Annotated in this window: 22 protein-coding genes; 5 read left to right on the top strand and 17 right to left on the bottom strand. The window is 51.0% G+C overall.

The window, feature by feature from the left end:
• The first annotated feature begins 154 nt into the window (after window positions 1-154).
• Entirely contained in the window at window positions 155-379 is a 225-nt protein-coding gene (locus tag EKM99_RS00815) for a hypothetical protein (protein ID WP_164511468.1), read from the top strand.
• A 50-nt stretch (window positions 380-429) separates the two neighbouring features.
• On the opposite strand, the gene recO is transcribed toward EKM99_RS00815, so the two are convergent.
• The 8 genes from recO to EKM99_RS00775 form a co-directional block, all read right to left on the bottom strand.
• The gene (recO, locus tag EKM99_RS00810; RefSeq protein ID WP_164511467.1) at window positions 430-1,236 is read right to left on the bottom strand and encodes a DNA repair protein RecO; all 807 of its coding nucleotides are present in this window, start codon (window positions 1,234-1,236) and stop codon (window positions 430-432) included.
• Between the two features lie 14 nt (window positions 1,237-1,250).
• Window positions 1,251-2,156, bottom strand: a complete 906-nt coding sequence (gene era, locus EKM99_RS00805; RefSeq protein ID WP_125579942.1) for a GTPase Era — start codon at window positions 2,154-2,156, stop codon at window positions 1,251-1,253.
• Between the two features lie 9 nt (window positions 2,157-2,165).
• On the bottom strand, window positions 2,166-2,570 hold the full coding sequence (locus EKM99_RS00800) for a diacylglycerol kinase family protein (protein WP_125579940.1): 405 nt from the start codon (window positions 2,568-2,570) through the stop codon (window positions 2,166-2,168).
• The gene (gene ybeY / locus EKM99_RS00795) at window positions 2,548-3,036 is read right to left on the bottom strand and encodes an rRNA maturation RNase YbeY (protein WP_125579938.1); all 489 of its coding nucleotides are present in this window, start codon (window positions 3,034-3,036) and stop codon (window positions 2,548-2,550) included. Before ybeY ends, EKM99_RS00800 begins: the two co-directional genes overlap by 23 nt.
• The gene (locus EKM99_RS00790; protein WP_125579936.1) at window positions 3,036-4,022 is read right to left on the bottom strand and encodes a PhoH family protein; all 987 of its coding nucleotides are present in this window, start codon (window positions 4,020-4,022) and stop codon (window positions 3,036-3,038) included. Before EKM99_RS00790 ends, ybeY begins: the two co-directional genes overlap by 1 nt.
• A gap of 449 nt (window positions 4,023-4,471) precedes the next feature.
• The gene (locus EKM99_RS00785; protein WP_125579934.1) at window positions 4,472-4,951 is read right to left on the bottom strand and encodes a GNAT family N-acetyltransferase; all 480 of its coding nucleotides are present in this window, start codon (window positions 4,949-4,951) and stop codon (window positions 4,472-4,474) included.
• A 62-nt stretch (window positions 4,952-5,013) separates the two neighbouring features.
• Window positions 5,014-5,460, bottom strand: coding sequence for a GatB/YqeY domain-containing protein (locus tag EKM99_RS00780; protein ID WP_125579932.1), 447 nt, complete (start codon window positions 5,458-5,460; stop codon window positions 5,014-5,016).
• 69 nt (window positions 5,461-5,529) lie between these two features.
• A complete protein-coding gene (locus tag EKM99_RS00775) occupies window positions 5,530-5,871 on the bottom strand; it encodes a winged helix-turn-helix transcriptional regulator (RefSeq protein WP_125579930.1) in 342 nt (113 codons plus the stop codon).
• A 151-nt stretch (window positions 5,872-6,022) separates the two neighbouring features.
• Here EKM99_RS00775 and EKM99_RS00770 point away from each other — a divergent pair, with 151 nt between their 5' ends.
• Complete coding sequence (locus EKM99_RS00770) at window positions 6,023-7,054, top strand: zinc-binding alcohol dehydrogenase family protein (RefSeq protein ID WP_125579928.1); 1,032 nt, start codon at window positions 6,023-6,025, stop codon at window positions 7,052-7,054.
• Window positions 7,055-7,281: 227 nt separating this feature from the next.
• Here EKM99_RS00770 and rpsU read toward each other — a convergent pair whose 3' ends face one another.
• Window positions 7,282-7,470 (bottom strand): 30S ribosomal protein S21, encoded by a 189-nt coding sequence (gene rpsU / locus EKM99_RS00765; RefSeq protein WP_125579926.1) that lies wholly within the window; start codon window positions 7,468-7,470, stop codon window positions 7,282-7,284.
• A 180-nt stretch (window positions 7,471-7,650) separates the two neighbouring features.
• Between rpsU and EKM99_RS00760 the strand changes: the two genes are divergently transcribed.
• Window positions 7,651-8,478 carry a pyruvate, water dikinase regulatory protein gene (locus EKM99_RS00760; protein WP_125579924.1) on the top strand — a complete coding sequence of 276 codons (828 nt, stop codon included), beginning with the start codon at window positions 7,651-7,653 and terminating at the stop codon, window positions 8,476-8,478.
• Between the two features lie 586 nt (window positions 8,479-9,064).
• On the opposite strand, the gene EKM99_RS00755 is transcribed toward EKM99_RS00760, so the two are convergent.
• The 8 genes from EKM99_RS00755 to hisS all read right to left on the bottom strand — a co-directional run bounded on the left by EKM99_RS00755 (window position 9,065) and on the right by hisS (window position 18,478).
• Complete coding sequence (locus EKM99_RS00755; RefSeq protein WP_125579922.1) at window positions 9,065-9,994, bottom strand: deoxyribonuclease IV; 930 nt, start codon at window positions 9,992-9,994, stop codon at window positions 9,065-9,067.
• Window positions 9,994-11,214 (bottom strand): CDP-glycerol glycerophosphotransferase family protein, encoded by a 1,221-nt coding sequence (locus tag EKM99_RS00750; protein ID WP_125579920.1) that lies wholly within the window; start codon window positions 11,212-11,214, stop codon window positions 9,994-9,996. Before EKM99_RS00750 ends, EKM99_RS00755 begins: the two co-directional genes overlap by 1 nt.
• Window positions 11,215-11,234: 20 nt before the next feature.
• Window positions 11,235-12,044, bottom strand: coding sequence for an ABC transporter permease (locus EKM99_RS00745; protein WP_125579918.1), 810 nt, complete (start codon window positions 12,042-12,044; stop codon window positions 11,235-11,237).
• Window positions 12,045-12,064: 20 nt separating this feature from the next.
• Window positions 12,065-13,180: a CDP-glycerol glycerophosphotransferase family protein gene (locus EKM99_RS00740; protein ID WP_125579916.1), complete on the bottom strand. Its 1,116-nt coding sequence runs from the start codon at window positions 13,178-13,180 to the stop codon at window positions 12,065-12,067.
• 312 nt (window positions 13,181-13,492) lie between these two features.
• Complete coding sequence (locus tag EKM99_RS00735; RefSeq protein WP_125579914.1) at window positions 13,493-14,368, bottom strand: YitT family protein; 876 nt, start codon at window positions 14,366-14,368, stop codon at window positions 13,493-13,495.
• A 112-nt stretch (window positions 14,369-14,480) separates the two neighbouring features.
• Window positions 14,481-15,008, bottom strand: coding sequence for a peptide-methionine (S)-S-oxide reductase MsrA (gene msrA, locus EKM99_RS00730; protein WP_125579912.1), 528 nt, complete (start codon window positions 15,006-15,008; stop codon window positions 14,481-14,483).
• A 362-nt stretch (window positions 15,009-15,370) separates the two neighbouring features.
• Window positions 15,371-17,158: an aspartate--tRNA ligase gene (gene aspS / locus EKM99_RS00725; RefSeq protein WP_125579956.1), complete on the bottom strand. Its 1,788-nt coding sequence runs from the start codon at window positions 17,156-17,158 to the stop codon at window positions 15,371-15,373.
• A gap of 24 nt (window positions 17,159-17,182) precedes the next feature.
• Window positions 17,183-18,478, bottom strand: coding sequence for a histidine--tRNA ligase (gene hisS / locus EKM99_RS00720; protein ID WP_125579910.1), 1,296 nt, complete (start codon window positions 18,476-18,478; stop codon window positions 17,183-17,185).
• Window positions 18,479-18,879: 401 nt separating this feature from the next.
• On the opposite strand from hisS, the gene EKM99_RS00715 reads away from it, so the two are divergent.
• Window positions 18,880-19,731 carry an N-acetylmuramoyl-L-alanine amidase gene (locus tag EKM99_RS00715; protein ID WP_125579908.1) on the top strand — a complete coding sequence of 284 codons (852 nt, stop codon included), beginning with the start codon at window positions 18,880-18,882 and terminating at the stop codon, window positions 19,729-19,731.
• Between the two features lie 21 nt (window positions 19,732-19,752).
• Window positions 19,753-20,595 (top strand): fructosamine kinase family protein, encoded by an 843-nt coding sequence (locus tag EKM99_RS00710; RefSeq protein ID WP_125579906.1) that lies wholly within the window; start codon window positions 19,753-19,755, stop codon window positions 20,593-20,595.
• Window positions 20,596-20,624 lie beyond the last annotated feature (29 nt).

Genomic DNA, 20,624 nt, shown 5'->3' with positions numbered 1-20,624 from the left:
CATTCTTTGATTATACAAAAATATCCGTTGCCAGTAATCAAATTCATTTGATTACCAACAACAGATATTTTAGAACCAAATTTTCACGGGCTTCTGCATCGAAGGCCTGTCCGGCACCCTCAACCTCTGTGCCGAGCGGGTAGCCTTGCTCAACATGTACACCACCAGTGGCGAAACTGAAGTTCAACGTTTGATTGCCTTTCGCGATACGCCACCAGCCGGTATCAGTGGGATGCCCTGTGGTGTTTGCCGTGAAACGCTGTTACAGTTTTCCCCTCAGAACCGTGACACCCAGATTATGGCAGACTACGCCACTCGGCGGGTAGTCACGCTTAACGACCTCCTTCCTGATTGGTGGGGCGATATCAAGACAACGTAGCGCACATAAAAATGCAGCCCGAACTCCGCAAGGGAATCCAGGCTGCATTTTTAATTTTCTTTATCTGAAGGCGGCTCGGGCGGCGTCATCATCCGTGCCGACCAGGACTGCATTTGATCCAAGAACCGTTTGCTCTTGGGATGCACACCAATCTGACTATCATAAATTTCATCCATCAGTTGGCGCAACGCGTGCTCCGTCTGTGGTTTCACACTAATTGAATGAACGCGGTCCAAATCAATCACTGAGAACTGACGCAAATAATAAATCGTGCGCTGGGCCAGGTGCAAGCGCCGTGGGTCCATTTGCCAGTGCTGTTGACACAACAGTCCCCCATAGCTTTCCGAATAGTCAAACGGCAAATCGTTACGCCCACAGATGGCACAGCCCTGCAGTTGCGGCGCCACACCGAATGCCCCCATCAGCTGAATCTCCATGATATTGGTCACAATCGACGCATTGACCCCGTCATCAATCAAGGTCAACGCCCGCTGAACCCGGTGGTACCAGTCCGGCAACGGCTGACTGTCGGGAAACGCTTGGTCCACCAAGCTCATGATGTAGGTCGCGTAGGCATTTTTAAAAATGTCCTCACTAATATTTTGGAACTGGCTAGTCTCACGCGCCGTCCGAATGTACGACAGTCCGTCGTCGGCGATGTCGCCCACGTAACTGCCAACCGTAAACGGTAAGATATCGGCAACCATTTTAAATCCGCGCTTCTTGGCTCCACGGACCAGAAACATCTTCTTGCCAAACTCTTCCGTCAAAAATTTAATCAAAAAATCCCGTTCGGCATAGTCCCGTCGAAAAAGGAGGATGCCGTGAAAATCAGTCACGTTACGTGCCACAGCCATCCCCACTTTCTAGTTTATAAATCGTCCTTACGGTACCCGTAACTCTTCAACAAGGTTGCCTTGTCGCGCCAGTTTGGTTGGACCTTGACCCAAAGTTCCAGGTAGACCTTACTGCCCAACAAGTGTTCGATGTCTTGGCGCGCCATGGTCCCAATCTTCTTGAGCATGCTGCCGCCCTTACCGATCATGATGCCCTTTTGCGTTGGGCGTTCCACCACGATGGTCGCTTGAATGTGCACGTGGTCCTCGTCCTTTTGCTTCATGCTTTCAATCTCGACGGCCACTGAATGCGGCACTTCTTCACGCGTCAACATGAAGATCTTTTCCCGGATCAGTTCGCTAACGACAAACCGCTCTGGGTGATCCGTCACTTGATCGGCTGGGTAGTATTGCGGACCGTTTGGCATTTGATCGGTCAACCCCGTTAAGAGTTCGTCGACGTTATTGCCTTCCAAGGCTGAAATTGGGTAAACGGCTTTCCAAGGAAGCGCCGTTTGGTACTGCTCCATCACTGGCAACAGGTCGTCTGGCTTCACTTGGTCAATCTTGTTGATCAGTAGATAGACCGGCGCCTTCACGTTCTTCAAGCGGTCGATGATAAAGTTATCCCCGGCACCCCGCTTTTCGGCAGCGTTCACCATGAACAACACGGCATCGACTTCGTTTAACGCGGACATCGCCGACTGGACCATGTAATCGCCCAGCTTACTCTTGGGCTTATGCACCCCTGGCGTATCGATGAAGACAATCTGTGCTTCGTCGGTCGTGTAGATACCTTGAATCTTGTTCCGGGTCGTTTGGGCCGTATTCGACATGATGGCAATCTTTTGGCCAATCACCCGGTTTAAAAATGTTGATTTACCCACGTTAGGCCGCCCAACAATGGCGACGAAACCTGATTTGTAATCTGGATTATCCATATTTTCCTCCTAGAACCAACGCAATAGCGCTGGCAACATCACTAACGCCCCGACAATCACGGCGAAAATGGCGGCCATTAAGACGCCACCCGCCGCTACATCCTTGGCACGCTTGGCCAAATCATGGTAAGTTTCACCCACAACTAGGTCGACCACGGCTTCCACAATGGTATTCAGCGTCTCCGCAATCAACACCAAGAAGATTGCCAGCACCAGCCACAACCATTCATTTAACGATAACCGAAGAATCAGTCCGGCAATCACAGCCAGGCTCCCCACCGTTAAATGCTTACGAAAGTTCCGCTCGTATTTAAAAAGCGCTCGCAGACCATCCCACGCGTGGCCCAACGACTGGCTAAAGGCGCGATTCTTTCCCGTTTGCCGGGTTGGCTTACCGCTTGAGGCCATAGGCATCTAAAATGTCGGCTTGGAGCTTAAACATGACCTTCTCGTCTTCGGGCTCCATGTGATCATAGCCGTTCAAATGCAAGAATCCGTGGACCACGAGAAATCCAAGTTCCCGTTCGTAGGAGTGGCCCAGGTATTCTGCTTGTTCTTCCACCTTATCCATGGACACAAAAATGTCGCCGATGTTTTCCGGAATTTCCGCGGCCATTTCATCATCCATAACCAGGGGGAAATCATCGTCTGCGTCTTCGCCATCCTCAATCGCAAAACTAATCACGTCGGTCGCGCGGTCCACGCCGCGGTACTGTTTATTGATTTGGTGAATGTCTTCGTTGTTCATCAGCGTCACGGACATCTCGGTGTTTTCAGCCAGCTTGAGGTACTTGCCAGCGTACTCCAGCACGTCCTTGATCATGTCGACGTGCTTCGTGGGCACGCCATCTGCGGTCTTATCGTAAATCTCTAAATCCATTATTTTTTAGCTCCATTTGGTTTAGTATCGTTGGCTTCATAGGCGTTAATAATCCGAGCAACCACGGGGTGACGCACGACATCATCCGAGTTAAAGGTGACAAAATTAATGTGCGGCACGTTTTGCAGAATGTGTTGGGCCTGAACTAAGCCAGACTTTGCGTTGTTCGGCAGATCAATTTGGGAAATATCCCCGTTGACAATCATCTTGGACCCAAAGCCCAACCGCGTCAGGAACATCTTCATCTGCATGTTCGTGGTGTTCTGGGCTTCATCCAAAATGACAAAGGCTGATTCCAACGTCCGCCCCCGCATGTAGGCCAGCGGCGCGATTTCAATCACACCTCTGTCCATCAAGCGCGTCGTGTGTTCTGCGCCTAAAATGGCGTACAGCGCGTCATAGATTGGACGCAGGTAGGGATCAACTTTTTCCTTCAAGTCACCCGGTAAGAACCCAAGACTTTCACCCGCTTCAACGGCCGGCCGGGTAATAATTAGTTTTTCGACGTCGCCGTGCTTCAAAGCCGCAACGGCCATGACCACTGCCAGGTAGGTTTTCCCAGTCCCGGCTGGGCCAATACCAAAGGTAATATCGTTGTGCTTGATGGCATCGATATACTGCCGTTGGCCAAAGTTCTTGACCCGAACGGCCCGGCCCTTGGCATCGGTAATTAATTTTTCAGTATAGAAATCCTTGAAATAAGTTAAAGTCCCTTTATTCGCCATCTTCATGGCACTAATAACGTCAGCGCTGTTGAGCTTGATGCCCTTGGCCAACAGATCGCTCATGTTACGTAAAATAGCCAGCGTTTGGTTCACGGCCTCAGCCGCACCAGAGACCTTGATTGAATTGCCAAAGGGCTTGATAACAACGTTTTGTCCCTCTTCTAAGATCGTGACAAACTGATCTTGGGTCCCCAATAAGCCCACTTCGTCCTCGGGGCGTTCCAAGATGTATTCTTTTTCAATCGTTGCGTTCTCAGTCAATACGGTGGCTCCTTCGTCTTTAGATTTTAAGTCTTTCGCGTTGCGCTTGGGCCTGCACCTGCGGCAGACAGGTGGGTCAAGCCTATGGGGCAACCTTCTGGAGCCAAAGTACGGTCTCCAGAAGCACTTTGAAGCCTTGAAAAACCCAAGTCTACAAAGCTGGCCCGTGTTGTAAGCTGGCTAGCCCACCAGCTAACAACACCGCCACAGGCGTTTGACCCACCTGTCTACCTCCGGTTCCGGCCACCCCAACGTCGCTCGCCAATCCTGGCATCATCAGGTTCGGTTCATACGCCACAGATACATTCATCTGCTGGTGACAGTCACTTTGCTTGTGTATTCTTGCTAACGTGGTTCCCCAAACGCAACGCAGACTTCTGATACCCAAATTTTAGCATACCACCGGGGATTGTAAAAGGATTCAGCGTGAAAAGTCGCCTAGTGGTCGTTTATTCTGCTGATTTTGGCTGTACTGGCCGTTCCAGCACTAGTCGATCACGTAAAATCAGTCCATTTTCAGTGATCTTCTGCGGATAGTTTTGGGTAAAGTAGTCTGGCTCGACTCGTACCACACGGAAACCACATTTTTGGTACAGGTACAGCTGGGTTAGGCTGGTGGTGCCCGTGGCGATGCGCAGTGTTTGGTAGCCGTGGTCGTCGGCCCACTGATTGGCAAACGTGACCATTGCCGTGCCGTAACCTTGGTGCTGTTTAGTCGGCGCCACCGCGAGGTTCATGACCTCCAGCATTTTGGCTTCCTGTGGTTTTAACACGAGTACGCCTGCCAAGCCCGCCACGTCACTGGCCACGTACACCGTACTTTGCGGCAAATATGCGTCAATCAGCGATTGGTTTGGATCCGCCAGTCGTAACAGTGCGTTTTGTTCAGTCGTGGGTCTGCCGCTGATTTGCTGATAGGTTAATGCCATAGCGGGCCCTCCCTCAGGTGGCAAAAAATCGCCACGACATAAACCGTAGCGATTTCTAAACCTTATTTGTTTAACTGTGTCTTGACAACCTTGTTGACCATGGCGCCATCGGCTTTGCCCTTAACTTGCGGCATCACAACGCCCATGACCTTACCGAAGTCACCCATACCACTTGCGGAGACCTTGGCAATGCTGTCGGCAACGATCGTCGTCACTTCATCTTCGCTTAATTGCTTAGGCGCATACTTTTCAACGATGGCAATTTCCGCTTTGACACCTTCGACCAAATCATCGCGGTTTCCCTTGGCAAATTCTTCCATGGATTCCTTACGCTGTTTCAGTTCCCGGGATACGATCGTTAACTCTTCATCGCTTGTTAAATCGTGGCCCTGCTTAACCTTTTCGTTGGTCAAAGCCGCTTTCATCATCCGAATAACGTTCAAGGAAAGCTTGTCGTGGGCCTTCATGGCCGTTTTCAAATCAGTGTTGAGTTGGGTTTCTAAGCTCATTAGTATTTCCTCCTAAAAGTTGTCATTACGTTTAAGTTTACACCTAAATTGGGCGACCGTCAGGGAAAGTTATTCGGCTGCGCGTTTTTGATTGTATTGGCGGCCCCACTGTTCCATCGCCGAAATTACCGGCCACAGGGTCTCACCAAACGCGGTCAACCGATACTCGGTCTTGGGCGGGACCTGCGCGTAGATTTGCTTCTCCAGGACCCCGTCCGCCACCAGTTCCCCCAATTGGCGGGCTAGCATGCGGGCCGAAATTGTCGGTAACCAGCGTTCAAAATCGCTGTACCGACCGACTTTTTCCTGAAACAACCGGTACAAAATGACACTCTTCCATTTGCCGGCAATAATCTGCAACGTACTCTCAACCGGACACCCCAAAACACAGTCATACACCCGTCGTTCCATGCCATCTCTTCCTCTCTCAAAGGTGAATAATCCCATCATACACCGCGACCGCCCTAACTAACAGATTAGACACTTACTGCCGCAAACTGCAGGATTGTTTTTCTCGCCACTATCGGTTATTCTGGCGTTAAGAACGGAAAGGACGATTACCATGACAGATATGCGGGCAATTGGTTTCACGCAAAATTTACCGATTACAGATGAAAATAGTTTTCTTGAATTTTTTGAACCTCAACCAACACCGGCTGGCCACGACCTCCTGGTGAAAATTATCGCAACTTCAGTCAATCCAGTCGATACGGCTGTCCGGCGTGGCACCCATACGACGTTACCGCAGCCCAAAGTCCTCGGCTTTGATGCGTATGGCACGGTAGAGGCCGTGGGCGACGCTGTCAGTCTCTTTCAACCGGGTGACCGCGTTTGGTATGCCGGCTCTTTTAAACGTCCAGGAACGGACAGTGAGTACCACCTGGTCGATGAACGCATCGTCGGCAACGCGCCTAAATCTTTGAGCGCTGCGGAAATGGCTGCCATGCCTTTGACCTCACTGACGGCGTGGGAAGCGCTGTTTGAACAGATGCCTTTAGCGCCTGATCAGCCGAAGGAAAACGCTGGCAAAACAATTCTCATTATCAATGGTGCCGGTGGTGTCGGCTCCATGGCGACCCAGCTGGCCCACCTGGCTGGCCTGACCGTGATTGCCACGGCTTCACGACCAGAGACCATCGCGTGGACGCGCGAACATGGTGCAGATGCCGTGGTCAATCACCGTGAGGACCTTGTGCCCCAGGTTCACGCGTTGGGCTACCCCACGGTCGACTACATTTTAGAACTCAGCAACTTAAACCAGCATTGGTCAGAAATTGTTTCGTTGATTGCCCCCAGTGGTCACATCGTTTCCATTACGGGCAGTGACTCGCCGATTGACTTACGCGCACTCAAGCAAAAACGTGCGACCTTCGCTTGGGAGTGGATGTACACCAAGTCCTTCTTCGGCACGCCAGACATGATTAGCCAACACATTATTTTAAATCGGGTGGCGGATCTGGTTGACGCCGGCGACCTTCGAACCACGTTGACCAAGACATTAACGCCCATCAACGCAGCTAACCTGCGTGCCGCTCATGAGTTAGTTGAATCCAACCGGATGATTGGCAAGGTGGTTCTCACTAATGCGGATTAAGCCCATCCTCTCTGGTCTGACGAGCCTAGGACAATAACCTCCAGGCTCGTTTGCCATCTTCCAATAGACATGGCTGAAACGCGGGACAAAAGACAGCTGGTTCCACTCACAACCAATTTCACTGTGTTTTCATTCGCCAACTGAATAACTATTCAAAAATTTAGACACTAAAAAACCCCAGAACAGTTAAGTCCTGAGGTTTTTTAGTTAACTTGCAAAAAGAGCTATTAGAAACGCTTCTTCTTGGCCTTACGCTTACGCGCAGCTTCTGATTTTAACTTTTTCTTCACACTTGTTTTTTCGTAAAATTCACGTTTACGGTATTCTTGTAAAGTACCGCTACGGGAAACCGTACGTTTGAAGCGCCGAAGAGCGTCGTCAAAAGACTCGTTTTTGCGAACGACTGTCTTTGCCATATAAAATTCCCTCCCTCCGAGCACAAGTAATAACGTCGGTTGGAATCTCTCCACCGGCGTAACGGTTCTTAACTATTATACATAAACACCCAAACCGCGTCAATAACACAAGCAAATAAATTTGAACCGTTTTATCTCCCGGGGTACACTAGAAGAAAACGTCAGAGGAGTTGCTCGCCCATGCAACAGATTACAATTTTCGTTATCTCAGACTCATCCGGTGAAACCGCCCTCACCGTTGCGCAAACGGCTGTTTCCCAGTATCCTGCGGTTCAGGCCAGCTATCAACGCTTCCCATTTATCCAAACCGATTCCATTTTAGACGGGATTTTAAACCTCGCTAAGAAGCAACGAGCGATGATTTTTCACACATTAGTGAGCCCCAAATTAAGTCAACGCGTCCGTGAATTTGCCGCAAAAAATTTATTACACCAGTTCGATTGTATCCAACCAGCGATGGCCGTGATGCATCAAGCCACTGGTTTGGAGCCTGAAGGCGTCCCTGGTCTGGTCCACAACCTCAATGACACCTATTTCGACCGTATTGCGGCCATGGAGTTCGCCGTGACTTATGATGACGGTAAGGACCCCGCTGGCCTCTTGAAGGCGGACATCGTCATTCTGGGGGTCTCACGGACCTCTAAGACACCCCTGTCACTCTTCTTGGCCAATCGGAATCTCCGGGTTGCCAACCTACCACTGTCACCCAAGACCCAATTGCCAGAGGAGCTTTGGCAAGTTGACCCCAAACGCATTTTCGGCTTGACCAACCGCCCGGAAATTCTCCGCAAGATTCGGCAAGAACGCATGATTTCTTACGGCTTACCCGCCGACAGCGCCTATTCCAACACGGATAAGATCACGGAAGAATTGGACTACGCTCAAAAACTGTACAAGAAAATCGGTTGCCTGGTGATCGACGTCTCCGACAAGTCAATTGAAGAAACGGCCACCTTAATTATGGAAAGTGTGGATTATGATTTGATTCCGCATCCATTGGCCGATTAATTTAAGTCCAAAATTACCTAGAAAGTTCCAGCTAACAAGGGCTTCATTCATAGAGATTAGTTGGAAATTGCCACCTGCGGCTGCCAGAGATTCCGACTGCTATGGGGAGCGCCTGCGGCCTGAGGGGCGGTCCTCCGGCTCGGTTTGAAGCCTGACAAAGTTCGTCAGTCTCCAAGTAAGCTGATTCTCAGCTAACAGCGTCGCCACAGCTGCCTCCATCTCTGGCCTCCTCCGGTTAGGATTGCTCTTCAACCTGATATTGAGGTGACCATCGCTGGACCGGCAACGTTTGTCCATGATAATTGGCCACAATCCATATCAGCGTGAGTGAGCCAAATTTAGATTCAGCCGTGGATTTGATTCTCCGATTTCACCTTGTCGAAACGCGTAGCAGGTTTAGACAAGGTGGCACTTTTCTAGCATTCTGCCATACTCTGAATATTTTAATTAAAAAAAGATGATTTTTCTCAAATGACCGGCTATGGTCAACGAGAAAATCATCTTTTGTGTTTTTTACGTGAACACCGTGAGCAGGCTATCGGAATCTCTGGCAGCCGCAGGTGGCATGTTTCAGTGCATTTTGCTGTTAACGCGTTAAAAATTCATCGACCGGTTTTTCCGCCAAGACATCCGCTTCTAAATCCGGATTGAACCGTTGTGCCTTCAGCATGGCCACCTCGTAGCCGTGCGGGTTGACGCCATGCTTGCGGTCGGACCCAATCAGTGGCGTTTCCATAATCTTGGGAACCGCCGCTAATTGCGGGTGATGGGCAATACCATTCAAGACGTCGAAACCTAGCGTACCGCACCCAATATTGGTGTGCCGGTCTTTGTGACTACCCTGGGGATTCTTCGAGTCGTTCAAGTGAATCACTTTCAACTTATCCAAGCCGATTACCTGGTCAAATTCGTGAAGGACACCATCAAAATCGCTAGCTATATCATAACCCGCATCACTGGTGTGACAGGTATCAAAGCAGACCGACAGGCGCTCATTGTGGGCCGTCGCCGCCATAATGGCCGCCAGTTCCTCAAAGTTACGACCGACTTCCGTTCCCTTACCTGCCATTGTCTCCAACGCAATCTGAACGGGTTCAGTGGCCGCCGTTAGGATTTCATCCAAGCCTTGCGCAATCTGGGCAATCGCGGCGTCTGGGCCAGCACCCACGTGCGCGCCCGGATGCAAGACAATCTGGGTAGCCCCTAAGGCCGCAGCCCGATGAACCTCGTCCGTCAAGAATTCTACGGCGAATGCATAGTTCTGGGGCTTGGTCGTATTTCCCAAATTGACGACGTACGGTGCGTGAACCACCACGGCGCGCTGTTGATGCTCGGCCATGTAAGCCTTGCCCGCCGCGATGTTCAATTCATCAATTGGCTTACGCCGGGTGTTCTGGGGTGCCCCGGTGTAGACCATGAAGACGTTCTCGCCAAAACTAGCGGCCTCCTGTGCCGACCCCAGCAACATGTCCTTGCCCTTCATACTCACGTGCGAGCCGATTAAAAATTCTGCCATTAGTCTGCATCCTTTCCGTTAACGATAACCTGCGCAACCCGCCGACTAGCGGTACCGTCTTCCCATTCACAAAATTTGTGATAAAACGCCGCCTGCCGGTCCTCGTACCCCACGAAATGGCCGGCCGCTTGCCAACCATCCAACTGGTGATAAAATGCCGTAGCCGTCGTCACCAAGGGTCCCGGAATCTCCTGTTCGTAGTCAAAATAAAAGCCCCGTAACTGATCACGATAATGTTCCAAGTCATAGGCAAAGAACAATTCCGGCCGCTTGAGATTGGCGTAATCAAACATGACCGAGGAATAGTCCGTGATCAACAGGTCGGAAATCAAATACAGCTGAGCAATGTCAGTCTCAGCCAGCACCGTCACCCGGTCCTCAAAGCCGTGAATATCAATGGCATCCTTGACCAGGTAGTGCGGTCGAATAATTAAATGGGTTCCCGCCGGCACGTGCTGAAAGAATTCTGCGAGGTCGAACGGCAAGTCAAAGCGATAAACGCCCGGCCGCACCGCCATGTCATCCCGCCAAGTTGGCGCGTAAGTCACGACGGGGCCAGTGACGCCTCCGAGCAACTGCCGCTTTAACGTCTGTGTCTCCGCCGTCGACGTGGTGTACAGCACATCGTTACGGGGATAACCAATGGACAAGAACTGATTTCGAAATCCAAAGGCCGATTGAAAAATGGTTTGCGAATACTGATTCGGCGCAATCAAATAATCCCAACGGTGGGCCGCCGTGATAAATTCACGATGGTACTCGGCCGTGCTGGTTCCCGGAATCGCCACGTGGGCGATGTCGGCTCCCAATTTTTTCAAAGGCGTTCCGTGCCAGGTCTGAATCGTCGTCGTCCGCCGGTTAGCGTGCCACCAGTTGGGCAGGCGTGAATTTAAGACCCAGAACTCCGCCCGGGCCATTAACGCGACCCACCGCGGCGTGAAGCGCTTGACGAGTTGAATATCCGGATACTTAGCATGGAGGTCCGCGTATTCGCTGGGCTTCACACTAAAGTAAGCCGTGGCCGCGTATGCTGGGGCTTCTTTGATCAGTTCTCGGTAAATCGCCGCTGGGTTGTCATTGATATCTTTGCCATTGAAGCTCTCGAACACCACTTGTCGCCGCTTGATAGGTAAACAAATAAGCCCACCGTTCAAGACGATGAGCCCATAGCGAGCAACGAGCTTCAATGACTGGATGATTCGCTGTGAACCTTTAGTCATGTGAGGTTGCTCCTTTCAAATTAAATTAAGTCGACGAACCGTGATCGGAACTTGTAGTGCAGATGAGACCCAATCAAGAGAACGAAGATGACGAATAACCAAAATTCTAGCGTTAACATGGGGTGCTGCCAGAACCAGCCAGTCCCAATAAAGGATTCCCGGAAACCATTAACAATGTAATAGTAAGGATTTAATTCCAATAAGTGGACAAATGGTGCTGGGAATGACGTAGTCACAAAGTTAAACAGCACGCCAGACACGTAGAACAGCATCCGCATCACGGACTGTAACAGGATGTGGTAGTCTCGCACCAGTAAACTAATGCAAGAGTTTAAGACCCCAAGGGCCACCAACAAGCAGATCATGGCAAAGAAGTAATAAATCCACTGGAACCAAGAAACACTGGGATAAACGCCATTTAACAAACCAATGAAAATGGAGAAAACCATCATGGTCCAGAAGGAACTCAGATTACTGACAACTTTAATTGTTGGTAAGGCTGAAACGGGAAACTTCATCTTCGCGACCATGTTGACCCGTTGATAAATACTCTTGGACGCATCCAACGTTGCCCGGTTCATGAAGAACCATGGCGTAATCCCAATCACCATCCATGGCAGATAACCCACACCATTCAACGGTTGACCGTGTTTTAACCCAACACCGAAGACTAACCAGTAAATCCCAATTTGAATCAAGGGGTATAAGTACTCCCACGCTAAACCCAAGTAGTGGCTTTGGTAACTTGCTTGGTCCTCATAACGGGAAATCCGGAAGATAATCCCAATGCTTGAGAACTGTTCTTTAAATAAGGTCATGACCTCTTTCAAGGCGCTGCACTCCTTTAACTTTAATCGGATAATAGTGCGACGTAACGGGCAACCACGCGTTCAGTTGCGTGGCCGTCGTTCGCACTATTCCAATGTTGATTGAATTGTGTCACGTTGGTGGCGGTATCCGCTTGGATGGCCGTCGCCAGTTGGGCGTTGGTCGTTAAGGCCTGACCCGGTAACCAGTCCAGCAAGTCTGGTTGCACACCCGGATCCTGCTGGTAGGCTGGTAAATCAAACAGATAAAACAACAAACTATGGGCGTTGGCCAACAGACTGTAGTCAAACGCCACGGATGAATAATCAGTCACCAAAGTTTCGGCAACCGTTAGTAGATCCGTGGTCGCTAACGTGTCCGCAACCACTCCCTGCGCCCCGAGTTGCCGCTGCAGGTCTTCGGCCTTCGTCGCCAACGCGGGATGCATTTTGATCACGACCCGGGCGTCCGGGTCAGATCGTAGCGCTTGGGCCAAACCAGCTGGTGGCGTAAATGTGACGCCATCACGGTAAGTTGGTGCATACAAGATCACGCGGTGCCCCTTTAAGGCTGGCACTTGTTGCCAAACCCGCTGCTGGGTGTGTGCGACCCAGTGACGATCTTGTAAACGGTCCGAACGGGGATACCCCAACACCTGCATCTGGTCTAAGGATGCGCGGTAGCTGGTTACAAAGACTTGCCCCATGGCCGGTGCCCCGACCACGTACTCATCAAAATGATCATAAACGGCCTGAAACCGTCGCTGATCACTCGCTGAACGGTGCGCCGTCGTTGGGTCGTCCCAACCAAAGCGCTTAATGGCCCCCGCCGCATGCCACACCTGCACGATGCGCATACGTTTGGGATGCCGCAGACCACCCAGAAAGGCGTAGTAATTGTCGCAAAACAACACCCGTGCCCGCATCATCTGGCTGATGCCGGTAAAAACAAAACCGAAGCCGTCCGTAAACGGTCGTACCGCAATTCCTGCCTTTACCAGCTCGTCTGCTGCCGACTGACAGCTTGGTCGATAAAAGACCAACAACTGGCGGTCGGCTGGCATGGCGGCTGCTAACGCCATGATAAACGGCACATTGTCACCGAAGCTCATCAGGTAAACGACGTCTCGCTGGCGTCGGCCTGACCACAGTAGCGACATTAGTCGTACTAACCATAAATAAATCTCTTTCACGTTAATCACCAATATCACTAGATTTCGCTGTCCATAACACCGAGAATTATACCACATCTGTTGCCGGAACCTAGAATTTTTTAAAAAGCTTTAACATTCGGTTGGAAAATAAGTAGGGCTTCCTTAACTAGCGTCTGAAACAAACCTCCAGACGCCCGTTGTATCGCCAAATCGATATTGCTGAAACGTGCGACCAAAGGCAACTGACTCCGCCTTTTATTCCACTCTCACTCCCAAAAGAAAAGAAGCTCAGGCCATCGCCCAAACTCCCGCGTTACCTTACCATTTCGGTTCATAGAAGTGCCCGAGCACCTTGACCGTATCCGAGATGCTGACAAAGGCCTTCGGATCCGACTCTTCCATGGCCGTTTCCAGCGCATCCATTTCATAACGGGTAATGACCGTGAACAGGATGGTCTTCTCGTCGTGACGGTACGCCCCTTCGGCACCGTGGACAATGGTAATGCCCCGGCGCATATGATTTTGAATACTGTCGATAACCGTCTTGGGCCGGTCGGTAATCACCATGACCTGCATCCGCTGTTGACGGGTAAATGTCATGTCAATCACCTTGGCGTTCACGAATAGACCCAACGCAGAATACAGCGCGTATGGCCAACCGTAAACGAACCCGGCACTGATCACAATCAAGCTGTTGAAGGCAATGTTAATCGTTCCCATGCTGCGACCCGTTTTCCGCCGCAACACGATGCCAATAATATCCAGCCCACCAGTTGAGATCCCATTTTTCAGGGCGAAACCAGTCCCAAATCCATTGACCGCCCCACCAAAGATTGCGCAGATAATCGGGTCACTGGTCAAATGGACCGGTTGGATTACCCGAATCATCACCGACGCAAACAAGACACAAATAAACGTAAAGACCGTGAAGGATTTACCAATCTGCTTCCAAGCTAGGAAAAACATGGGAATGTTGATCAGAAACAGCCCCAGGGCCGTCGAAACATGAAACGTCCCCAACCCAGCCGTCAAACTGTTGACTAACTGCGCTAACCCGGTAACACCGGAAGAATAAATATGACCCGGCGTCCAGAAAAAGTTCACCGCAATCGACACCAGGACCCCGTAGAAAAACGCTACGGAGAACTTCGCCGTATAGGTATGCCGTTTTAACAACTGCTGCACATCATCCATGATTTAACTCTCGACCTCGCTTATTTCTTTTGTCATGCTTCACACTATGCTCGGCTTAGTATAGCATTTAATTGGCGCTACGGCCACGGCAAAAGCCAGCTTTTAGCGACTTCTAATCTTCCGACCAATTTTGCTTGATAAAAGCTTCACGACCGCCAGCCTCTTCTTGGGCAAAGCGTTTTGGATTCTTCTGATAAAATTGTTGATGGCGTTCCTCAGCCGGGTAAAAAGGTTGAACTACATGAATCTGCGTCACAATAGGCTTGTCGAACTGTTCACGAGCTTGTAAAGCCGCTCGTGAGTCGCGGGCAATCTGGGCCTGCTCAGCGTTATTCACAAAGATAATCGGTCGATAATTGCTGCCCCGATCTTGAAATTGGCCAGCGGCATCGGTCGGATCAGTTTGTTGCCAGTACAAATCAACTAACTGCCGATAGCTGACGACACTGGGGTCGAACCAAACTTTTACGGCCTCCGTATGCCCTGTGTTTTGTTGCTTAACCTGCTCATATGTGGGATTGGCAACGGTTCCGCCGGTATACCCGGACAACACCTTTTGAATCCCTGGGAACGTGTCAAACGGCCGGACCATACACCAAAAACACCCACCAGCAAACGTTGCTGTTTCAATTTCACTCATTGTAATCACTCCATTTTCTAATGTTACCAATTACACGCCTTTTTCGCCCTTGGGTCAACCCTTTTCGTCTGAATTCTGCTGATTCAGGCTACCTTGGAAAAGTGGCAACATTGTCTAAATCTGCCGGCTTACCGTTCACCAAATTTAGGCTGGAACGCTGTGGGTAGGACGGCCCAAGCCAAAGAACGGTCTTGGGCCTCGCTTTGAACCGCCCAACCCGCGTTTCAAAGTCGCCATTTTCCAAGAAGACCCCCTGGAAAATCCAACGGCTGAGCCTAAATTTGGTTCACTCACGACGACACAAAAACGGGACCCCCGCCTGCCCCAAGGCAAGCAAGAATCCCGTTTCCAGTTCAACGTATTTATTTTTCAGTTTCGTCTTTCTTAGCAATCAGTAAGTCCAGGTCCAACAATTGCTTATCAGCAACTGTGGATGGGGCTTCCGTCATTGGTTCCGTGGCCTTCGAGTTCTTAGGGAAGGCAATCACGTCGCGGATGTTGTCGCGCTTAGCTAACAAGCGGGCAAACCGGTCCAAACCAATGGCCAGACCACCATGAGGCGGGAACCCGTAATCCAGGGCCTTTAGTAAGAAACCAAATTGCTTTTCGGCCCGTTCAGGCGTAAAGCCTAAAGCCTTCAGCATCTTCATTTGAAGTTCACGGGTGTGGATCCGGATGGAGCCCCCACCTAATTCCAAACCGTTTAAGATGATGTCGTAACTCTGTGCGTAGGCCTTGTGTGGGTCTTCGCCATCGTTCAAGTAATGCGCATCCCCTTCGGCAGGCATCGTGAATGGGTGATGGGCAGGTACCCAGCGTTCCAGGTCGACGTCGTAGTCGAACAGTGGCCAGTTGATGATCCAGAGGAACGCCCACTTGTTTTGGTCGATCATGTCGAGTTCCTTGGCAATGGCCACCCGCAGGTAACCCAAGGTCTGGGCAACAACGCGCTTGGAATCAGCGGCAAACAGTAACAGGTCACCACTCTTAGCGCCAGTTGCTGCCATGATTTCCTTAACGGCATCGTCTTCCTTGAAGAACTTCGCGATTGGGCCGCTGAAGCCCTCGTCGGTAACCTTCATCCAAGCCAAGCCCTTAGCACCAAAGCGTTCGATGTATTGACCGTACTTGTCGATATCCTTGCGACTGTACTTGTCAGCACCACCAGGAACGGCGATTGCCTTAACTTGACCACCGTTTGCAACGGCGCCAGAGAAGACCTTGAAGTCGGTGTCAGCCATGATAGCGGACAAGTCCTTCAATTCCATGCCGAATCGGACATCTGGTTGGTCGGTCCCAAAACGGGCCATCGAGTCATCCCAGTCCATCCGATCAAATGGCAGCTTCACGTCAACGTTTAACGTGTCCTTCATGACCTTGGCAATCAACCCTTCAGTCAGGTCTTGAATTTCCTCAGCCGTCAGGAAAGAGGTTTCCAAATCGATCTGGGTAAATTCAGGTTGCCGGTCGCCCCGCAAGTCTTCGTCACGGAAGCAACGGGCAATTTGGTAGTACCGGTCGAAGCCAGAACCCATCAACAATTGCTTAAACAATTGAGGTGATTGTGGCAAGGCGTAGAAGTGGCCAGGGTAGATTCGTGAAGGTACCAGGTAATCCCGGGCACCTTCAGGCGTGGACTTGGTCAGATCTGGCGTTTCGATATCGATAAAGCCATTCTTGTCGAAGTAGCTGTGGACGGATTGCACGATTCGGTTCCGCAATAACAGGCTCTTTTGCATTTCTGGCCGGCGTAGATCCAGGTAACGGTATTGTAACCGCAGGTCGTCGGAGGCATTGACGCCATCCTTGATTTCAAACGGTAATTCCTTGGCCTTGTTCAACAGGTTGATGCCGGTAACCCGGACTTCAACTTTACCGGTACGCATGTCCGGGTTGATTTCCTTAGGTGCCCGGGCAACAACGGTCCCTTGCACTTCGATGACGTATTCGCTCCGCAGTTGGTCAGCGACAGCCAAGGCAGCCTTGTCGACCTCTTCACTAAAGACCAACTGAACGATGCCTTCGCGATCCCGTAGGTCAACGAAAATCAAGCTCCCGAGGTCCCGGCGTTTTTGCACCCAGCCCTTTAACACAACGGTTTGGTCGAGGTATTGTTCGTCAACTAAACCGGCATACGTGGTTCGTTTCAAATTCTTCTCCATGTCTTGCCCCTCTTATTTTGCCGTGAACTTGGTTGCCACGACGTTTTGAAAATCTGCATAAATGTCAGCTAATGGCACGCTGATTTCTTCACCACTGGCCATCGACTTCAGGTTGGCCGTTTGATCAGCCAACTCTTGGGCCCCAATGGTTAAGGTGTAGGCGGCATCCAAGCGGTTTGCCGTCTTGAACTGTGCCTTGGGTTTGCGACTCAGGTAATCCCGGTCGGCAGTCAACCCGTCGGCCCGAATGGCCTGAACCAGCTTCAAGGTTTCGACGGAAGTCTCATCACCGATACCCACGACGTAAACGTCCAACGGATTGTCATTTGGAATGGCAACCTTTTCAGCTTGCATCAGTAAGACCAGACGTTCAACCCCTAGGCCAAACCCAACACCAGACATGTCGGGACCGCCCAGCTCTGCGACCAAGCCGTTGTAGCGGCCACCGGCCAAGACGGTCGTGTAACCTTCGCCCAATGCGGGTGAATCGGCCATGATTTCAAAGATGGTATGGTTGTAGTAGTCCAACCCCCGAACCATGGTGGCGTCGACGTCGTAGGCAATGTCCAACGCATCCAGACTGGCCTTAACCTGGTCAAAGTGCGCCGTTGCTTCTGGCGTCAGAAAGTCCAAAATAGACGGTGCATCGGCCACGATTTCTTGGTCGTGCTTGTCCTTACTGTCCAAGACCCGCAATGGATTCTTGTGCAAACGTACCTTTGAGTCATCACTCAACTCATCAAAGTGCGGTTCCAGGAAGTCAATCAGGGCTTGACGGTAGGCATCGCGGCTTTCCTTGTCACCTAACGTGTTCAACGCTAAGCGCAAGTGAGTCAAGCCTAATTTACTTAGCAGGGACATCCCCAGCGCAATGACTTCGACGTCCAATTCAGGCGCATCACTGCCAAAGGCTTCCACACCGATTTGGTGGAACTGCCGTTGCCGCCCTGATTGGGGCCGTTCGTAGCGGAACATGGGGCCCATGTAGTAGACCTTGTAAGGCTTTTGCGTTTCGGGACCATAGAGTTTGTTTTCAACAAAGGCCCGAACAACACCGGCCGTACCTTCTGGCCGTAAGGATAAGTGCCGATCCCCCTTATCCTTAAAATCGTACATTTCTTTGGTCACGATGTCCGAGGTATCCCCGGAAGTTCGTGAAAAGACTTCAAAGTTTTCGAACATCGGTGTCCGAATTTCATTGAAGCGGTAATTAGCAAACAATTGGCGTGCAGTGGCCTCGACGAACTGCCACGTTTCTGAAACGCCTGGTAAGATGTCCGCCGTTCCCTTTGGTCGTTGATAACGCATGAGCATTCTCCCTTTCTGCACCTCCAGAAAATAAAAAACGCCCCTGTCAATTGACAAGGGCGCAGGTATGCACGGTACCACCTTTTTAAATTCTCTGCAGGATAACGTTGCAAACGAATGACGACGAGCGTCATTAGCCTCAAAAGTGTCTTCGAAGTTACACCATTAGTCGCTCCCAGCAACGCGACTTCTCTGTAAACGGGCATTCTTCTACTGTTCTTTCTCATGGGCAATCTATTTTATTCTTCTTAAGAATACTGAAAGTTGGCGTGAAAGTCAAGGTGCTTCGCTGATTTCGCCAGATTTACCGGCTACCGAATCCACCGAATTTTGCGTGATTCGTTCAGGTGCTGCCAGCCGCCGTGGTATAATAAAAACTAATTTATTGAAGGAGACACAGTATGCACTTTAAATCACACAACTGGCCCGGCTTGGTCACCGGACTGGTCATTCTCTTAGTTGCTGGGGGCTTGCTCTTTGCCTTTATCCAGCACAACTCCGTGACCGCTACCGTTAGTAATCTAAACCTGCGTAATGGTCCCGGGCTGACCTATTCCGTCACCCACAAGGTTAAAAAGAACAGCCGTTTGACCATTTTAGGTGAAAAAAATAATTGGTACCACGTTCGTGATAGCCAAAATCATTTTGGCTGGGTCGCAAGTTGGTTAGTGAAGCACCCAGGTAACCTGAAACGCGCGACGGCCCTGTCTGAAGCCACGATTGTGCTTGATCCCGGGCACGGTGGCAGTGACTCCGGTGCCCTCTCCATCGACCAGAAGCACGATGAAAAGACCTACACCTTAGCCATGGCGCAACAAGTGGCCAAACAGCTCCGTGCTCGTGGTGCGCACGTCATCATGACGCGAGACAGCGATAAGACGGTCAGTCTGGCAGATCGGCCGGCTTTAGCCAACACAAATCAGGCCAGCGCTTTTATCAGTTTTCATTTTGACTCGTCGCCTTCAGACAACTTGGGCTCCGGGACCACCACCTATTATTACCACCGCAACACGTCTTACGAGCTGGCCACGGACGTCAATAGCCAGATGAACGACTTAGGCTTAACCAACCGGGGCGTCCAGTATGGCAACTTTGAGGTCATCCGTGACAACAACCGGCCCGCCTTATTGTTGGAAATGGGCTACATCAACACCAAGAAGGATTTCAGCTACATTCGGAGCTCTGCCTACCAGCAAAAGGTAGCGACCCGCGTCGTGGCTGGCCTCAGCAAGTATTTTCAATCAGCATCCTAATTTCTGAAAGAAGATCTTAACATGACAGTAGATTCAGCGTGGCTCGCGCAGTTACCCCTACCAGCAGTGACCGCAGCGACGCCCGTATCCGGTGGCGACATCAATCTGGCGTATCGCCTAACCACGGCGGAGGGCCCGGCGTTCTTGCTCGTGCAACCTCACACGTCGGCTAATTTTTACGCCCATGAGGTTGCTGGGCTTCAGGCCCTTGGGCAAGCCGTCAACGTCCCCGACGTCCTCGCAACGGGCGAAATCGCCGGGGATGCCTACTTGGTTTTAGAATTTCTTGAGACCGGGCACGGCAGCCAGTATGAACTGGGCCAAGCGGTTGCTCGCGTGCACCACGTCACGGCCCCGCAATTTGGCTTTGATCAGGATAACTTGGTCGGTAAACTGCCAAAACACAACAAGTGGCAGGCTGATTGGACCACCTTCTACCTGAACCAGCGCCTCGACCCCTTGGTGGAACGCGCGCAAACACACAACCTCTGGAATCCCAAACGCCAGACTGCGTATGACCGTGTTCGGCAAAATATTATTGCCGAGAACCAGGGACGTGAGATTACCCCATCTTTGTTGCACGGCGACTTGTGGTCGGGAAACTACCTGTTCACCAGTGATGGCACGCCCACGTTGATTGATCCCGATGTCTTGTACGGCGACCGTGAATTCGACATCGCCATGACCACGATCTTCGGTGGCTTCTCCGCAGACTTTTATCGCGGATACACGGACGCCTATCCGTTTACTGCGGGGTACACTGAGCGGTTGCCTCACTATCAACTGTATTACCTGCTGGCCCATTTGAATTTGTTTGGGGAAAATTATGGCGGTGCGGTGAATGAGATTTTGTCGCGCGGTTAAAGCACTAAGAAAGAGGTTGTGGCCAACGT

The organism is Levilactobacillus cerevisiae (assembly GCF_003946245.1).
In the GTDB taxonomy this organism is placed as follows: domain Bacteria; phylum Bacillota; class Bacilli; order Lactobacillales; family Lactobacillaceae; genus Levilactobacillus; species Levilactobacillus cerevisiae.
This window is presented reverse-complemented; position numbering and strand designations above follow the sequence as displayed.

Coding starts and splice junctions, on each gene's coding strand:
- EKM99_RS00755 (WP_125579922.1), bottom strand. CDS start 9,994: ATGGCAGAATTTTTAATCGGCTCGCACGTGAGTATGAAGGGCAAGGAC.
- era (WP_125579942.1), bottom strand. CDS start 2,156: ATGGATAATCCAGATTACAAATCAGGTTTCGTCGCCATTGTTGGGCGG.
- EKM99_RS00800 (WP_125579940.1), bottom strand. CDS start 2,570: ATGCCTATGGCCTCAAGCGGTAAGCCAACCCGGCAAACGGGAAAGAAT.
- rpsU (WP_125579926.1), bottom strand. CDS start 7,470: ATGGCAAAGACAGTCGTTCGCAAAAACGAGTCTTTTGACGACGCTCTT.
- EKM99_RS00735 (WP_125579914.1), bottom strand. CDS start 14,368: ATGGATGATGTGCAGCAGTTGTTAAAACGGCATACCTATACGGCGAAG.
- EKM99_RS00785 (WP_125579934.1), bottom strand. CDS start 4,951: ATGGCATTAACCTATCAGCAAATCAGCGGCAGACCCACGACTGAACAA.
- EKM99_RS00775 (WP_125579930.1), bottom strand. CDS start 5,871: ATGGAACGACGGGTGTATGACTGTGTTTTGGGGTGTCCGGTTGAGAGT.
- EKM99_RS00780 (WP_125579932.1), bottom strand. CDS start 5,460: ATGAGCTTAGAAACCCAACTCAACACTGATTTGAAAACGGCCATGAAG.
- EKM99_RS00750 (WP_125579920.1), bottom strand. CDS start 11,214: ATGACTAAAGGTTCACAGCGAATCATCCAGTCATTGAAGCTCGTTGCT.
- EKM99_RS00770 (WP_125579928.1), top strand. CDS start 6,023: ATGACAGATATGCGGGCAATTGGTTTCACGCAAAATTTACCGATTACA.
- msrA (WP_125579912.1), bottom strand. CDS start 15,008: ATGAGTGAAATTGAAACAGCAACGTTTGCTGGTGGGTGTTTTTGGTGT.
- hisS (WP_125579910.1), bottom strand. CDS start 18,478: ATGCGTTATCAACGACCAAAGGGAACGGCGGACATCTTACCAGGCGTT.
- EKM99_RS00760 (WP_125579924.1), top strand. CDS start 7,651: ATGCAACAGATTACAATTTTCGTTATCTCAGACTCATCCGGTGAAACC.
- EKM99_RS00740 (WP_125579916.1), bottom strand. CDS start 13,180: ATGTCGCTACTGTGGTCAGGCCGACGCCAGCGAGACGTCGTTTACCTG.
- recO (WP_164511467.1), bottom strand. CDS start 1,236: ATGGCTGTGGCACGTAACGTGACTGATTTTCACGGCATCCTCCTTTTT.
- EKM99_RS00815 (WP_164511468.1), top strand. CDS start 155: ATGTACACCACCAGTGGCGAAACTGAAGTTCAACGTTTGATTGCCTTT.
- EKM99_RS00715 (WP_125579908.1), top strand. CDS start 18,880: ATGCACTTTAAATCACACAACTGGCCCGGCTTGGTCACCGGACTGGTC.
- ybeY (WP_125579938.1), bottom strand. CDS start 3,036: ATGGATTTAGAGATTTACGATAAGACCGCAGATGGCGTGCCCACGAAG.
- EKM99_RS00710 (WP_125579906.1), top strand. CDS start 19,753: ATGACAGTAGATTCAGCGTGGCTCGCGCAGTTACCCCTACCAGCAGTG.